The sequence below is a fragment of the Bacillus sp. 007/AIA-02/001 genome (genome assembly GCF_004634455.1).
GTDB classification, from domain to species: domain Bacteria; phylum Bacillota; class Bacilli; order Bacillales; family Bacillaceae_G; genus Bacillus_A; species Bacillus_A cereus.
Genome location: NZ_SEIY01000010.1, coordinates 37,690 through 53,761, shown reverse-complemented (window position 1 = coordinate 53,761; position 16,072 = coordinate 37,690). Strand labels below are relative to the sequence as shown.

Here is a 16,072-nt window from a genome sequence, read left to right as displayed (position 1 = left end):
AATTTTATTTATACAATTATTCCCTATACTTATTTTAGCTTTAATCTTAATTAATCCATTCCTTTCTATTTCAATCTCCATTCAATTATCCCCATCCCCCTAAATATTTACCTACTATAAACAGATGAAATAGAAAAGGGGATCATAACTTAACATTAGTGATTTCTTCAATAAACTCCGTCGGCAATAATACATTGTATTTTTTAAAGATTTCCTTAGGCATTTCATATCCTTGAAATACATTATTCTTTACCAATAATTCAACAACTTGTTTTAGGTCTCTGCTTCATACTACTACACATAAAATAATTAAAAGGCTGTGGAGAATGCATTCTCCACAGCCTTTTTTTCGCTGAACCTCTTTTTCTGTTTCAACACTGCTAAAAAAGAAAAAGAGCGATTTCTTATGATAGGGACAATCGAGAATCATCGAAATGAAATCCAGTTTCCGTAAAAAAGCTAGTTCCGCCAGATCCCTTTCTTCGTGCAATTGAAGCAACAATTAGTTTTGATTTTATTAAAGAGAAGTTACCTCTTTATTACTGTGAATATAATGGTTGCTCTCCTATTCAATCTCTTTTTTATTTGATACTCTTATTGCTTATCAATGTAATCTAAACACCCTTGACACCATGAAGAATTCCCTTCAACATTAGAGTTGTAATATTCTTCACATCGCTCGCATCTTTCTAGCTCATTAAGATGTCCACAGTTCACGCAAGTTCCAATCTCACATATGGAACTATCAATACAAATATATTGCTCCGAACACTCCTCACATTCACTATTAGCAACAGGATAGTTTCCACCATTCTTAATAGATTCATGCTTTGCCCTTTCAACTATCTCAACCAAATTAGGAAATAAATCTTCAATTTGCGATTCTACTTCCACAACAAATTCACTTATTGATCCTTTTGAAAACTCATTGTACTTAGTTGGAAGATAATAATTTTGCTCATCCACTAATGCCGCTTCACCATTAGTGTAAGTCAGATTACAAGTATCAACTACCTCGCCATTATTTAATAATTTAAGAGTTAAAGTACTTTCTCCACCACTCTCTTCATTAATATCTAAATTCGAAGTAATTACCAACTCGTCATCTGTTATTTTACTTTGAATACTTAACAATTCATTTTCTGTACCTTCATCATAAGAGAAGGGATATATCTCCGTCTTCACATCATCCCTAAAATATATACTATCTCTAATAGAATCTATATAACCCAAAACATTCTCTTCAAATATTTCACAAATAGATTCATTATCTAAAATTCTAATACCCGCTTCTGATTCCATTCTTTCAAGTTCGAACATTTCTAGTTCGGCTTTTCGTTCTTCCTCGATTTCCTGGATAATTTCTTTCTCTTCATCAGAAAAACTAGTCTCATTAAATTTTGTTTCTGCTCCAGACAAAGAAGTAGCAACTACTTTTATACTTTTCTTAATTGTTTTGTAAGCGTTGTGGTCAAGAAGTTTATTGTGGGCAACATGATTTCGATTTTTACCAAAATCAGACCATTCATCTATAAATCCTTCAGGAAAATACTTCCCAAACAGCGTATCCCACAAGTCTATTTCAACTTCACACTCTTTTCTTAACTTTTCTATAACTTTTTTATACTCTGCAGCAACGGTACTAATATCACCCGTTTCCTTTAAAGATTCCAGTAAATTCGCTACCACATGATTATTTTCAGGAGAAAATTTCTTTATCTTAAGTGTCATTATTTCAAGTAAATCATCAGTATCTATAGATAAAAGACGATCACTTACATTAGCATATGATTGAGCAACACGCTTATAGGAAGAAAATCTAGCTTTATATTTATCTTGTATTTTCCTTGTAGTATACTTGTCCCACCAATTCACCCCGAAGTTTCTAATCATTACTATATTAATAAACTGTCTTAATTGATTTTCTAATTCATGTATATCGGCATACAGTTCTTTAGCAAAGCTCGTTGACTGTTCATCACTAAGCCATATGCATTCTTCCCAATCTTTTCGTAAACCATTTTTGATAGTGAACTTTAGTTCAGATAAATCCTTATCAAATTCTTGATTTATAAATTGAGATACAATAGATACAAATAGGTGCTTTGAATTATTATATGTATATATTTCTGTTTCTACAAAATACAACCTACCATTTTCTGACTCTAATTTAATTTTCTCGCCAAATGGTGTAGTATCATAAATATCACATGTTTTTACAATATCTTGATTAACCAATAATTCATTCGCGAAATTTTCAATATATTTCTCTTGAATATCCTCTATAGGATTTACCATTACAAATTTAATCATCTAGCCACCTACCCATTTCTATTTAAAGTAACTTAATTATTATACCAACTCCATTCCATTTTTTACAATTAAAATTAATAACCTTATATGCACAAGGATAACCCTCACTCCTCTGGAACGGGTTATTCTTTTGCATACTTGTTCATATAAATAGAAAAAACTATTTTTTACTTTTTTAATAAGTTAGTATCCAAGATGTCACTATTTTTTCAGAAAATTAAAATAACTAACAATCAAAAAAGGATTTCAGCCCTAAATCTTACAGGTTCAGGGCTGAAATCCTTTTTAAAACTAACCGCGCCATACAAGAGACTCGTAGATTTATTACATCCTTAAAGACTTCTTCTTTCAAAAAATAAGCCTTACCAAAAAAATCTCCATCTACAAAGAAACTCAAAACTAAACAACTCCCCCTAAATTAACGCAACCCATCCCCTCTAACTCTCAAGACTTACACCGTCTCACTATCCCCAACCCCATCAACACTATCCTCAAACTTATCCAACAAAGCACGCACCTCATCCGTCGACTTCGTGCTCATCAATTGATTTCTCAATTCAGCAGCCCCAGGGAAACCTTTTACATAAATTTTGAAGAAGCGGTGAAGCCCTGTGATTGAGCGTGGCAGTACTTCTGCATATTGATCTTGTAAATCAAGTTGTAGTCTTAAAAGATCTAGATGTTCTTTACTGCTATGCTCTCTTGGCTCTTTTTCAAACGCAAATGGATTTTTGAAGATGCCTCGTCCGATCATTACGCCATCAATGCCGTATTTTTCAGCAAGTTCCAGTCCCATTTTACGATCAAGGATGTCTCCATTGATTGTTATTAACGTATTGGGTGCAATGCGGTCACGTAATTTTTTAATTTCCGGAATTAGTTCCCAATGCGCATCTACTTGGCTCATTTCTTCTCTTGTGCGTAAATGAATAGAAAGGTTTGCAATATCTTGTTTGAAAATGTGCGTTAACCAATCTTCCCACTCGCTTAACTCTTTAAAGCCAAGTCGTGTTTTTACGCTGACAGGTAGTCCACCCGCTTTTGCTGCTTGGATAAGTTCTGCTGCAACGTCTGGACGTAGAATAAGGCCACTACCTTTCCCTCTTGATGCAACGTTCGGTACTGGGCAACCCATATTAATATCGATGCCTTTAAATCCTAGTTCTGCCATACCGATACTCATTTGACGGAAGTATTCGGGATTGTCTCCCCAAATATGTGCTACCATCGGTTGTTCGTCTTCTGTAAAAATTAAACGGCCACGTACACTTTTCATACCTTCTGGATGGCAATAGCTATCCGAGTTTGTAAACTCTGTGAAGAATACGTCCGGACGACCAGCTTCACTTACTACGTGACGGAAAACAACGTCTGTCACATCTTCCATTGGTGCAAGTACGAAAAATGGTCGTGGTAATTCACGCCAAAAATTATCTATCATTTTAAATTCAAATCCTCTCACTATGAATACAATTTCAAAATCTCAATTTATAATTTGTGAAAATCAGCAATATTTATTTTAACTAAAATCGCTTATGAATGGTATTTTTGTAAACCAAAAAGCAGATGGTATAGATTTTCCTATATCAACTGCTTTCCTATTATACTAACTTAAGCCAAGCGACACACTCTACGTGAGTCGTATGCGGGAACATATCAACAGGTTGTACTTCCTGTGTTTTATATCCGCCTTCTTCTAGTACTTTTAAATCACGTGCTAATGTTGCTGGGTTACATGATACGTATACGACGCGTTTTGGCTTCATGTCGATGATTGTATTTAGTAATGCTTCGTCACAGCCTTTACGCGGTGGGTCTACGACCATTGTGTCAGCAATTACGCCTTCTTTGTACCATTTTGGAATGACTACTTCTGCCTCTCCTACGCCAAATTCAGCGTTTGTCATGTTGTTTAGTGCTGCATTTCGGTTTGCGTCTTCAATTGCTTCTGGGACGATTTCAACGCCGTACACTTTTTTCGCTTTTTGCGCTAGGAATAACGAGATTGATCCGATTCCGCAATAGGCATCAATTACTGTTTCGTTACCGTTTAATTTTGCGTATTCTAACGTTTTATCGTATAGCACTTTCGTTTGTTCTGGGTTTACTTGATAGAATGAACGTGCTGAAATCGCAAATTTAATGTCACCGATAAAGTCATAAATATATTCTGATCCGTACAGTACTGTCGTTTTATCTCCGAAGATTACATTCGTACGCTTCGTATTTACGTTTTGAACAATGGATTTTACTTCTGGGAATTTCGCTGCAATTTCTTCAATGATTGCGTTTTTGTTCGGCAATTCTGCTGTACGTGTAATGAAGACAAGCATAATTTCCCCTGTTACTTGTCCGTAACGAGCCATTACGTGACGAAGTGTTCCTTTGTTACGCTCTTCGTTGTACGCAGTGATACCGTGCTTTTCACAAATACGTTTTACTTCTTGAATTAATGTATCGTTTTCTTCTGCCTGAATTAAGCATGATTCCATATTAATGATATCATGCGTTCCTTGGCGATAGAAACCAGCTACAAGTCCGCCTTCACGTTCTCCGATTGGTACTTGTGCTTTATTGCGATATACCCACGGATTTTCCATGCCAAGTACAGGATGAACAGGAACATCACCTAGTCCTCCGATACGTTGCATAACGTCACGTACTTGTTTTTCTTTCGCTTGTAATTGTCCTTCATAAGTTAAGTGCTGAAGCTGACAACCGCCGCACTGATTATATACTGGACATTCAGCATCTTTACGATATGGACTTTCTGTATGAAGCTTCATTAAACGACCAAATGCGAAGTTTTTCTTCACTTTAATAATTTTAATTTGCGCTTCTTCACCTGGTAATCCGTTTTTAACGAAAATAGGATAGCCCTTTACTTTCGCAACACCGGCACCATCATGTGTTAAATCTTCAAATACTACATCTATAAACTCGTTTTTCTCAACTGGTGGCGTCATTTTAGTACTCATTTTCCGACCTCTCTTTTTCATAACACTGCGTTACATTTTATCATACTTATATGGTCTTTTTCTATTGGAAGAAAAAAAGCTATTGACGATAGTTCTCTGTTAATGTTACGCTACTACTAATTTAATACGGACGATGTTACCTCATATATACTTGATAATATGGATCGAGAGTTTCTACCCGGCAACCTTAAATTGCTGGACTATGGGGAAAACTAATGAATATTAGCCTATGCGCAAAAAAGGACTCATATTGATTAGCTTTCTCTCATAGATGAAAGTGAATCCATATGGGTCTTTTTTTATTTTTATTTTTCTAAAAGGTCAGACATCTTACGTATGACATAAAACCTCATTCCTTTATTTTTAGTAATATAACGAGCGTTTTATGTACAAACTTTATACGAACTTCTGAAAGGGGCAACTACATGCAATATGTAATGAGCATTATCGGTATTCTTGCCGTGTTAGGTTTATGTTTTGCTTTGTCAAACAACAAAAGTAAAATCAACTTCCGTGCAATTGCAATTATGATTGGTTTCCAAATTTTAATCGGTTGGTTTATGTTTGCTACAAAGATTGGTCAACAAATCATTATTTTCATTAGTAAGGTTTTCAACAAACTAATTAAACTTGGTACGACAGGTGTCGATTTTCTCTTTAATGGAATTCAAAGAGATTTTGTCTTTTTCTTAAACGTATTATTAATTATCGTATTTTTCTCAGCACTACTTTCAATCTTTAGTTATTTAGGTGTTTTACCATTCATCGTTCGCGTTGTCGGCGGTGCAATTTCAAAAATTACTGGTTTACCACGCGTTGAGTCATTCCATGCAGTAAACTCTGTATTCTTCGGTTCAAGTGAAGCGTTAATCGTTATTAAAAACGATTTACAGCATTTCAATAAAAACCGTATGTTTATCATTTGTTGTTCTGCGATGAGCTCCGTTTCTGCTTCTGTTACAGCATCATACGTAATGATGTTAGATGCAAAATACGTACTAGCAGCTCTTCCGCTAAATTTATTCTCAAGCTTAATCGTTTGTTCGTTATTAACACCAGTTGATACGAAGAAAGAAGATGAAGTGATTCAAAAATTTGATAGAACGCTATTCGGGGACAGCTTTATCGGTGCAATGATTAACGGTGCGCTTGATGGTTTAAAAGTAGCTGGTATCGTTGCCGCATTAATGATCGCCTTTATCGGTGTGATGGAAGTTGTAAACTACGTAATTAGTGCAGCTTCAGGCGCAATGGGACATGCCATTACTTTACAACAAATCTTCGGTTACGTACTTTCTCCATTCGCATTCTTAATGGGTATTCCAACTCAAGATATTATCCCAGCTGGTGGTATTATGGGTACGAAGATTGTTTTAAATGAGTTTGTAGCAATCCTTGATTTAAAAGACACAGCTACAACATTAGCTCCACGTACAGTTGGAATCGTTACAGTATTCTTAATTAGCTTCGCAAGTATTAGCCAAATTGGTGCAATCGTTGGTACAATCCGTGCCCTTTCTGAAAAACAAGGAAGCGTTGTTTCTAAATTTGGTTGGAAAATGCTATTTGCATCAACACTTGCTTCTATTTTATCTGCGACAATCGCTGGATTGTTTATTTAATAAAAAATCACCTTACTTTAACGAGTAAGGTGATTTTTTTGATTCTTTATGAAACCGAGTGAAATTCAACTGCTTCTTCTGTATTGATAATCCTATCTTTATATATACCTTTTATTGAAATGTAAATGATAGATTTGTTTATGTTTTTTAACTTTCCTAATGAAAAATGATAAAGCAATCCATTACTTTTTAAAGTCCACATCTTCCCACTCCATGGACCAGTAGCTTTTTGTTCATCCGACGCCTTGATTTCACCTTCATATTCGCATTCTCCCAAAGGAGTTTTAATTGTATTCTTCTCTGTATCAATTCGAATATTTTTAATTAGATTCAAATTTTCATCAGAGAGAATTTGAATTTCATGATCTTTCTTTTTAAAAAAGAGTTTTCCGTCTTTGGTATTTATATATTCTGCATTATCCATTTTATCTATCATAAAATCATATTCTTCTTTTGTAATACCTAAGTTTTGATGATAAGGAAACGTTTTTTTCGGTATAATTTCTTCTTCGGCATACTTCAAATACCAATCTAAATTATTTGTAATACTATCGCTCATTTTATTTCCGATTTTCTCTAATTTCTCTTTTATCTCATAAGGAAATTCAAGTGTCATAATATCCGCCGTCACTTCCGCATTCATAAGATGCGATGGAATATACTCTTCCACGCTATTCGCTTTACTCACTTCACTTTGACAACCAACTATAAATAGCGATATGAAAAAGATATATATTATTTTTTTATATTTCATTTCTATTCTCCACTCCATACATTATTCTTACTTAGTTTTATAGCGGTTTTCATTATAGTATAAAATCTTTATATTTTAATAAAATACATATCCTTATGCAAAATTGCATATTAATATGTATTCTTCTTACTTTAAAATTAGCTTAAATAACTTTCCAAATTATACAAATAACAAGTTTAAAATGTTATAATTTTCAAAAAAACCATTGGAGGATATTATGAAAGCTCACGCAATTTTCGATTTCTTACATTTACTAGTCTTAACGCTGAAAAGCTATTATGTATGGGGAATACCTATCTATGTCTTCATTATTCCTCTTATCTTTGTAGTCGGTTATATTATTATTAATTCTAATAAGAAACAAAAAAATACATCTATTCAAAGTCACTAATCTATTACATTAATAACCTCCTAAAAATCATATTCCCCTCATTTTCTTCAAATGATATGATGAACAAGGGTATATCCCCACCACTCTTATAGCGGTGGGGATTTTAATGTAAATATGCAACATACTACACAATAGAAGGTGATTTTTATGAGAAAATACGCAGCAATTGCTTTATGTACGTCTGCCATTCTAGCAGGCTGTAATACTAACAATGTAAGTCCAGAACCTAAAAAAGAGAAAACGGCTCAAGGGATTAAGAAACAAGAAGAGACTGTGCAAGAACAAGGTAAAATCTCATATAATTCAGTTACACACGAATCTACAAACACAAGTATTCATATTACAGACATAAAAGATTCTTTAAATGAAGTACAATATAAAATTTGGCGCACAGCTGATGGCAAGGAAAGTGCTAAATCTTTTTCTTCTAAAGAAAAAGAGAAACAATTCACACTTCCTTTTGATATAAAGGAATTTGAAGGAAAACGCGGTGAGTTCCAAATTGAAGCAACAGGAATGAAAGAAGATGGGAAAACAATCCCGCTTACGAAATCTACTATTACTTTCGAACAAAAGGTTCCTGTTCTTATGTATCACGCAATTGATGATTATCATGGTCAAGGCATTAAAGACTTATTCGTATCACCAGCTAACTTTGAAGCACAAATGAAACATTTAAAGGACAATGGTTATACGCTTTTAACGTTTGAACGCTGGGGCGATATAAATAAAGTAAATAAACCGATTTTCGTTACATTTGATGACGGTATGAAAAATAATATGAATGCATTTCGCATTTTACAAAAGCTAAAAGATGATACTTTTAAACCGGCAGCAACAGAATATATGATTGTTGATAACGTTGATGTAGAAGGAGCATTGTCTACTTCTGAAATAAAAGAAATGGTTGATTCCGGCATTTTCTCGGTGCAATCTCATACTGCAACACATGCAGACTTACCGAAAATTACAAACTATGAGGAAGAGTTAAAAGGTTCAAAAGAAAAGCTAGAAAAAATAACAGGTAAGCCTGTTATCGCGATTGCTTATCCATTCGGTCATGTAGATGATAAGGTTGTTGCAGAAACGAAGAAGTATTATCAATTTGCGACGACGACAAAGCCTGGGCAATTCATTACGAAGGGTGAACCTGATGAATTGTTAAAGATGAAGCGCGTTCGTATACACCATACAACGACTGTAGAGCAGTTTGCTTCTTCAATTAAGTAAATATAAGGGCTCAATACATTTTGAGCTCTCTTTTTACTTTATATTTATATATATTTTTAGAATTTTCTTGTATTATATATAGTAAGAAATCTTTCAAATTAAAGGAGATTATACATATGTCATTTGAACAAACGTTAGAGAAATATGCTGCTCTTGCAGTTAATGTTGGTGTTAATATTCAACCTGGACAAACTTTATCAATTAGTGCACCTCTTGAAGCTGTACAATTTGTACGCCTCGTTACAGAAAAAGCATATAAATCTGGTGCAAAACACGTATATGTAGATTGGAATGATGAGACGTTAACACGCTTAAAATTCGATCTAGCTCCTGAAGAAGCTTTCGCTGAATTTCCATCTTGGAAAGCACATGCTCGTGAAGAATTAGCAAAAGAAGGCGCTGCATTTATGTCTATCTATGCAGAAAACCCTGATTTATTAAAAGGTGTAGAACCATCGCGTATCGCAACAGCTCATAAAGTAGCTGGAGAAGCAATGAAAGTATACCGTGATTACGTACAAGCAGATAAAGTAAGCTGGTGTGTCATTTCTGTTCCTACGAAAGAATGGGCTGCGAAAGTATTCCCTGACGTAGCGCCAGAAGAACAAGAAGCCAAGTTATGGGATGCTATTTTCAAAGCTACTCGTGCTGATTTAGAAAATCCTGTAGAAGCATGGAAAGAACATGATGAAACATTACATACAAAAGTGGATTACTTAAACGAAAAGCATTATAAAGCTCTTCACTATACAGGTCCTGGAACAGATTTAACAATCGAACTTCCAGAAAAACATGTATGGGCTGGTGCTGGTAGCTTAAATGAAAAGAACGTACCATTTATGGCTAATATTCCAACTGAAGAAGTATTTACAATGCCACTTAAAACAGGTGTAAACGGCCAAGTTTCTAGTACAAAACCGTTAGTATTTGCAGGTAATATTATCGATAATTTCACGTTAACATTTGAAAACGGACGTATCGTAGACTATAAAGCTGAAGCTGGTGAAGAAGCTTTAAAACATTTAGTAGAAACAGATGAAGGTTCTCACTTCTTAGGGGAAGTAGCTTTAGTACCTCATGACTCACCAATTTCAAACACAAATGTTTTATTCTACAATACACTATTTGACGAAAATGCATCTTGCCACCTTGCGATTGGAAATGCTTACGCATTTAACTTAGTTGGCGGAAAAACAATGTCTAAAGAAGAACTTGCTGAAAACGGCGCAAACGCTAGTATTACACACAACGACTTCATGATTGGATCAGCTAAGCTTGATATTGACGGTATTACTGCTGATGGCAGACATGAGCCTATCTTCCGTAAAGGTAACTGGGCGTTTTAAATTTATTACCATAAAGAAACACATTGGATAATCCAATGTGTTTCTTTATTTATTTGGTTTCAATTCAAATTTTATTGTTCTATTTTCACGCGTAAACTCTGGTCTATACGTAGCGATATACGTATTTTCTTTCGCTACGTCAAATAGCATGATATCTTGAATTTTTTCTTCTGGTGCTAACTTTTTACTAATAAAGCTATCAGGGTTATTATATTCTTTAAATCTTGTACCTTTCTTATCGGTAATCTCAAATTCATAAAATGCAAAAGGTATTTCCTTTTTACTATTATTTTCTACTTTGAAAATAATCCCCAAAATCTCCTCTTTCTTTTTATCCTCATCATAATCCGGATATCCTAATTTAACTGAATCGATAGTTACTTGCAAACCATCTACGTCTACTGTCTCCCCTATTTTATACACTTTATCTTGAACATCTTCTTGTTTACTTTCATTACTATCTTTAGTCTCAGTGCAAGCACTTAAACTAAAAGCTATGCCAAAAATTAAAACAATTTGACTTACCTTTTTTAACATACTCTTTCCTCCACATAAGACAAAATTTCATATATATCATAACAAAACGCTTTACTCTTTCTTGTCATATTTTGTCGTATTAATTGCTAACTGCACAAATAGAAAAAAGCTATCTTCTACAAAAGATAGCTTTCATGATGCCGATGAAACCTTAAGCCCAATGACACCCAAAACAATAAAAAGAATACAAAATGCTTGAAATAAACTAATATGCTCTTTAAAAAAGTACACACTAATGATTGTAATAAGTAATGTTCCAACGCCAGACCAAATAGCATAAGCAATACTTAAATGAATCTTTTTAACGACGATGGCGAACACGCTGAAACAAATTCCATAAAACACGAAAATCAGTACACTTGGAACGAGCTTTGTTAAACCATTTGATAGTTTCATCGCAATTGTTCCAGCTACTTCAAAAATAATTGTAACAAGTAATAATAGCCAATATACCATACTAGAATCTCCTTCTCTGTTACCTTATAGAGATTCTAGTATACTACTTATAGTCCCAATGAAATATATTTAATTTCTAAATATTCCTCAATGCCGAAATGGCCTCCTTCACGACCGATACCACTTTCTTTAAAGCCACCGAATGGTGCTTGTGCAACTGATGGAAGACCGTCGTTTAGACCGATAATACCGTACTCTAACGCTTCACTAATTTGGAATGCTTGGCTAATGTCTTTCGTGAAAATATACGCAGCTAAACCGTATGGTGTATTATTTGCACGTTCGATTACTTCATCAACTGTTTTAAATTTCGCAACTGGTGCCACTGGCCCAAATGTTTCTTCATTCATACAAAGCATCGTATCATTTGCCAATCCAATTACAGTCGGTTGAATGAAATGTCCCTCTAACTCTGCGACCTTTTGACCACCATATAAAACTGTTCCACCTTTTTGAATAGCATCTTCAATATGTTCTTGTACTTTTGAAACTGCATTCTCATCAATAAGTGGTCCGACAGTCGTTCCGTCACCGAAACCGTCTCCTACTTTCAACTGCCCTACTGCCTTTTGGAACTTCTCTACAAATACTTCGTATACTTCTTCTTGAACGAATACTCGGTTTGTACATATACACGTTTGTCCTGCGTTACGGAATTTCGAGCCAATCACCGCTTCTACTGCTTTATCTAAATCCGCATCATTCATTACGATAAACGGAGCGTGGCCACCTAACTCAAGCGAAACTTTTTTCATCGTTTGTGCAGCACTAGCCATTAACTCTTTCCCGATTTCCGTTGACCCTGTAAAGGATACTTTTCGAACGCGACTATCTTCCATCCATGTATCAGCAATTGCTTTTGCACTACCTGTTACGATATTGATTACGCCCTTTGGAATATCTGCTTCATGGGCTAATTCCGCTAATTTCAATGCAGTTAGCGGCGTTTGACTTGCCGGTTTCACAACGGCTGTACAGCCTGCTGCAAGCGCTGGGGCTACCTTTCTCGTAATCATAGCAGCTGGGAAGTTCCAAGGTGTAATAGCTGCCATAACGCCAACTGGTTGCTTCATAACTAAAATGCGCTTATTCGGATGAGAAGCAGGAATCATTTCACCATATACACGTTTCCCTTCTTCTGCATACCATTCAACAAAACTATTTGCATAATTTACTTCACCAAGCGCTTCTGCAAACGGCTTTCCTTGTTCCTTCGTCATAAGCGCTGCGATCTCTTCTTTATTTTTATCAATAAGCATGAACCACTTTTTTAACTTCGTTGCACGATCTGCTGCCGTTAACTTAGACCACGTTTTAAAAGCTTCATGTGCAGCATCAACAGCTTGCTTTGCCTCTGTTACTCCGCCTTTTGGTACAGTTGCAAATATTTCCTTCGTCGCAGGATTATTTACTTCAATTTGTTCTTGTAGTGTAATCCACTCACCATTTATATACATCGCCTTTTTATCTATACTTACGAAAGTCGCCTTTTTATCCAATGTTTTCTTCCTCCTCTATGAACTTCTTAATTTTCCTAGTAGCAGCAGATTGACTAATTTGCAAAAACTCAGCTACTTTATAACTTGATCCATACGTTTTATACGCTTTAAGAATAATATTTCTCTCTACCTCTTCCAGCATTTTATAAAGGCTTTGCCCCGATTGTTCAACTGCAACCTCTTGCATAGAGAGTGGCAAATCCTCTACCGTTACAACATCATCGACAGTAATAACAATTCTCTCAATTACATTCTCTATTTCTCTATTGTTTCCTTCCCACGGATATCCAACAAACATTTGTAACGTACTCGGCGCTAGTTTCACATCACGTCCGTATTTTTTATTAAAGTGCTGCAAGTAATGATAAATAAGCGGTAAAATATCTTCTGTTCTTTCCCTAAGCGGGGGAATTGCAATTGGAATGACATTCAAACGATAGTATAAATCTTTCCGAAATGTTCCTTGTTTCACCATCATACTTAAATCTCTATTTGTTGCCGCCACAATTCGAACATCCACTTTTTTTAATTCTCTTCCCCCTATAGGACGAAATGTTTTTTCTTGCAATACTTGCAAAAGCTTTGCTTGAATTTCAATCGGCATTTCACCGATTTCATCTAAAAAAAGAGTTCCTTTATGCGCGGATTCTAATAGTCCTTTTTTCCCTTCACGATTCGCACCTGTAAAAGATCCACCTGAATATCCAAAAAGCTCTGATTCAATTAAATTAGTTGGCAATGCTGCACAATTAATTTCATAGAAACTTTCATGCTTACGGTGACTCACTTCATGTAAATGGCGTACCAATCGACTTTTTCCTACTCCAGTCTCGCCTAAAACGAGAACAGTACTATCCACTACAGATACTTTTTTGATTGTATCGACTATTTTTTGCATAGCTAGACTTTTAAAAATCAGTCCTTCATGCTCATATGTTTCTCTTAATTCTTTTTTATATGTTTTTAGCTGATTATCCATTTCCTCTACCTTTTGACGTAATTGATAGAGTTCAGTAAGGTCGCGAGAATAACTAATCACTCTTCTTAAATTTCCCTCATCATCAAAAACAGGCCTTGTACGAACGTGTAAATACTCTCCTGATTTTGTAGTTTGAACGAGTTCAATTGGCCTCTTTTTTTCAATCACTTCTAATGTCGCTGATGGATAAAAGATTCCATCCTTTTGTAGTTCTTTTACATGCTTACCAACTAACTCTTCGGCAGCTAGTTGGTAGTGCCTTTCACATGTACTATTTACACGCACAACGATCCCTTGCTCATCTGTAACAAAAATTTCGTCAAACGCATATTCAAATACATCTTTTAAATCCATTAACACTCGTTCCTTTTCTGCAACCATCCTAGCCACCCCTAACTTCAAATCCATCGATCCACTTCACTACCTTTATTATAAAGTGAATTTTCTGCATTTAATATAGAGTCAGCTAGAATGTTTGCTATTTATACTTCAGTTTTTAAACACGAGCGATGTTTGTTTGTTCATAACAAGCTTGCAACGATTCTTCAATTATTGTTAATCCTTCTTCAAGTTGCTCATCTGTAATAACTAAAGGCATTAACACACGGATAACATTTCCATATGTTCCTGCTGATAATAACAGTAACCCACGCTTATTTGCTTCTGTACATAGATTAGCTGTTAACGTTTTGTCAGGTGCTTTCGTCTTACGATCTTGAACGACCTCAAATGCACACATTGCTCCTAACCCACGCACATCACCGATGCAATGATATTTATTTTTCATCTCTTCGAATCGGTTCATTACGACTTTTCCTAATTCTATCGCTCTATCATTTAATTTCTCATTTTCTATTACATCGAGAACAGCTAATGCAGCCGCACATCCTAATGGACTTCCTGCATACGTTCCACCAAGTTCACCTGGTGCAGACTCATTCATAATTTCTTTACGTCCAATGACACCACTTATCGGTACACCAGCACCTAATGATTTAGACACTGTAATTAAATCTGGAACGACATCATAGTGATCAATTGCAAAATATTTTCCTGTACGACTAAAGCCTGTTTGTATTTCATCCGCTACAAATAAGATGCCGTTCTCTGAACAAATGCGGCGTACTTCTTGAACAAATTTCTTACTTGGGACGATAAATCCACCTTCCCCTTGAACAGGTTCCATTACAACAGCTGCGATTGTTTCTGGTGCTACTTCCGATATGAAGAAGTTCTTAAACTCTTCAATAATAAAATCATCATACTGCTCTTCCGTTAATCCCTCTGGGCGACGGTATTCGTATGGAAATGGCGCTTTATATACTTCTGGAGCAAAGGGACCAAACCCAAATTTATATGGCTTCACTTTACTTGTCATCGTCATTGTCATTAATGTACGCCCGTGGAAACCTTTAGAAAATGCGATAATACCAGGTCTCTTCGTATATTTACGAGCGATCTTCACCGCGTTCTCAACTGCTTCTGCACCACTATTTAAAAAGAGGACTTGCTTATCGAAACTTCCTGGTGCCAATGCCGCAAGCTTTTCCGCTAATTCAATATATGGCTCATACATCATGACATTAAATCCAGTATGAATGTATTGATCGACTTGTTTATGGAGCGCTTCTTTAACCGCTGGATGACAATGCCCTACGTTAATTGTCCCAATTGCTCCTGCAAAATCAATGTACTGATTACCATCAACATCCGTTACAAGAGCACCATTTGCAGATTGTACAAACGTTGGGATGCCGTTACTTACTCCTTTTGGTACTATATTTTGACGGCGTTCTAATAAAGATGCCGCTTTCGGTCCTGGAATTTGTTCATTTACTTTAGCAAATTTTTTTGTGTTCATTGCGTACCCCATCCTTTTCTTTACATTGTTTTCTCTTTTTATTGCAAAATGTATGCCAACTTTCTTTTCTAGCATTTATCCTATATTCTTTGTATCCAGGCATAAA

General features: G+C 35.4%; 13 protein-coding genes and 1 riboswitch. Of the genes, 4 read left to right on the top strand and 9 right to left on the bottom strand.

Annotated features, from left to right (window positions below; genetic code table 11):
- Positions 1 to 594 precede the first annotated feature (594 nt).
- The 3 genes from ES895_RS18845 to rlmD all read right to left on the bottom strand — a co-directional run bounded on the left by ES895_RS18845 (position 595) and on the right by rlmD (position 5,291).
- A complete protein-coding gene (locus ES895_RS18845; protein WP_135238558.1) occupies positions 595 to 2,313 on the bottom strand; it encodes a hypothetical protein in 1,719 nt (572 codons plus the stop codon).
- A 451-nt stretch (positions 2,314 to 2,764) separates the two neighbouring features.
- Complete coding sequence (locus ES895_RS18840; RefSeq protein WP_167754522.1) at positions 2,765 to 3,754, bottom strand: tRNA dihydrouridine synthase; 990 nt, start codon at positions 3,752 to 3,754, stop codon at positions 2,765 to 2,767.
- A 160-nt stretch (positions 3,755 to 3,914) separates the two neighbouring features.
- On the bottom strand, positions 3,915 to 5,291 hold the full coding sequence (gene rlmD, locus ES895_RS18835; RefSeq protein WP_003311736.1) for a 23S rRNA (uracil(1939)-C(5))-methyltransferase RlmD: 1,377 nt from the start codon (positions 5,289 to 5,291) through the stop codon (positions 3,915 to 3,917).
- A 121-nt stretch (positions 5,292 to 5,412) separates the two neighbouring features.
- Positions 5,413 to 5,514, top strand: a riboswitch (purine riboswitch).
- A gap of 202 nt (positions 5,515 to 5,716) precedes the next feature.
- Between rlmD and ES895_RS18830 the strand changes: the two genes are divergently transcribed.
- The gene (locus ES895_RS18830) at positions 5,717 to 6,913 is read left to right on the top strand and encodes a NupC/NupG family nucleoside CNT transporter (RefSeq protein WP_098283636.1); all 1,197 of its coding nucleotides are present in this window, start codon (positions 5,717 to 5,719) and stop codon (positions 6,911 to 6,913) included.
- Between the two features lie 46 nt (positions 6,914 to 6,959).
- Here the strand turns inward: ES895_RS18830 and ES895_RS18825 are convergent, their stop codons facing one another.
- Positions 6,960 to 7,667: a hypothetical protein gene (locus ES895_RS18825; protein ID WP_000875595.1), complete on the bottom strand. Its 708-nt coding sequence runs from the start codon at positions 7,665 to 7,667 to the stop codon at positions 6,960 to 6,962.
- A gap of 217 nt (positions 7,668 to 7,884) precedes the next feature.
- On the opposite strand from ES895_RS18825, the gene ES895_RS29340 reads away from it, so the two are divergent.
- The 3 genes from ES895_RS29340 (at position 7,885) to ES895_RS18815 (ending at position 10,634) form a co-directional block, all read left to right on the top strand.
- Complete coding sequence (locus tag ES895_RS29340) at positions 7,885 to 8,058, top strand: hypothetical protein (protein ID WP_167754521.1); 174 nt, start codon at positions 7,885 to 7,887, stop codon at positions 8,056 to 8,058.
- Positions 8,059 to 8,205: 147 nt separating this feature from the next.
- Positions 8,206 to 9,288, top strand: coding sequence for a polysaccharide deacetylase family protein (locus tag ES895_RS18820; protein WP_001233712.1), 1,083 nt, complete (start codon positions 8,206 to 8,208; stop codon positions 9,286 to 9,288).
- 116 nt (positions 9,289 to 9,404) lie between these two features.
- The gene (locus ES895_RS18815; RefSeq protein WP_135238556.1) at positions 9,405 to 10,634 is read left to right on the top strand and encodes an aminopeptidase; all 1,230 of its coding nucleotides are present in this window, start codon (positions 9,405 to 9,407) and stop codon (positions 10,632 to 10,634) included.
- Positions 10,635 to 10,679: 45 nt separating this feature from the next.
- Here the strand turns inward: ES895_RS18815 and ES895_RS18810 are convergent, their stop codons facing one another.
- The 5 genes from ES895_RS18810 to gabT all read right to left on the bottom strand — a co-directional run bounded on the left by ES895_RS18810 (position 10,680) and on the right by gabT (position 15,966).
- Positions 10,680 to 11,171, bottom strand: a complete 492-nt coding sequence (locus ES895_RS18810) for a DUF4352 domain-containing protein (RefSeq protein WP_000915105.1) — start codon at positions 11,169 to 11,171, stop codon at positions 10,680 to 10,682.
- A 132-nt stretch (positions 11,172 to 11,303) separates the two neighbouring features.
- Positions 11,304 to 11,627 carry a DMT family transporter gene (locus ES895_RS18805; RefSeq protein ID WP_000263262.1) on the bottom strand — a complete coding sequence of 108 codons (324 nt, stop codon included), beginning with the start codon at positions 11,625 to 11,627 and terminating at the stop codon, positions 11,304 to 11,306.
- A 47-nt stretch (positions 11,628 to 11,674) separates the two neighbouring features.
- Positions 11,675 to 13,126: an NADP-dependent succinate-semialdehyde dehydrogenase gene (gene gabD, locus ES895_RS18800; RefSeq protein WP_000358130.1), complete on the bottom strand. Its 1,452-nt coding sequence runs from the start codon at positions 13,124 to 13,126 to the stop codon at positions 11,675 to 11,677.
- Positions 13,119 to 14,486, bottom strand: coding sequence for a sigma-54 interaction domain-containing protein (locus ES895_RS18795; protein ID WP_000225133.1), 1,368 nt, complete (start codon positions 14,484 to 14,486; stop codon positions 13,119 to 13,121). Before ES895_RS18795 ends, gabD begins: the two co-directional genes overlap by 8 nt.
- Before the next feature lie 115 nt (positions 14,487 to 14,601).
- Positions 14,602 to 15,966: a 4-aminobutyrate--2-oxoglutarate transaminase gene (gabT, locus tag ES895_RS18790; protein ID WP_205687982.1), complete on the bottom strand. Its 1,365-nt coding sequence runs from the start codon at positions 15,964 to 15,966 to the stop codon at positions 14,602 to 14,604.
- Between the last annotated feature and the right edge of the window lie 106 nt (positions 15,967 to 16,072).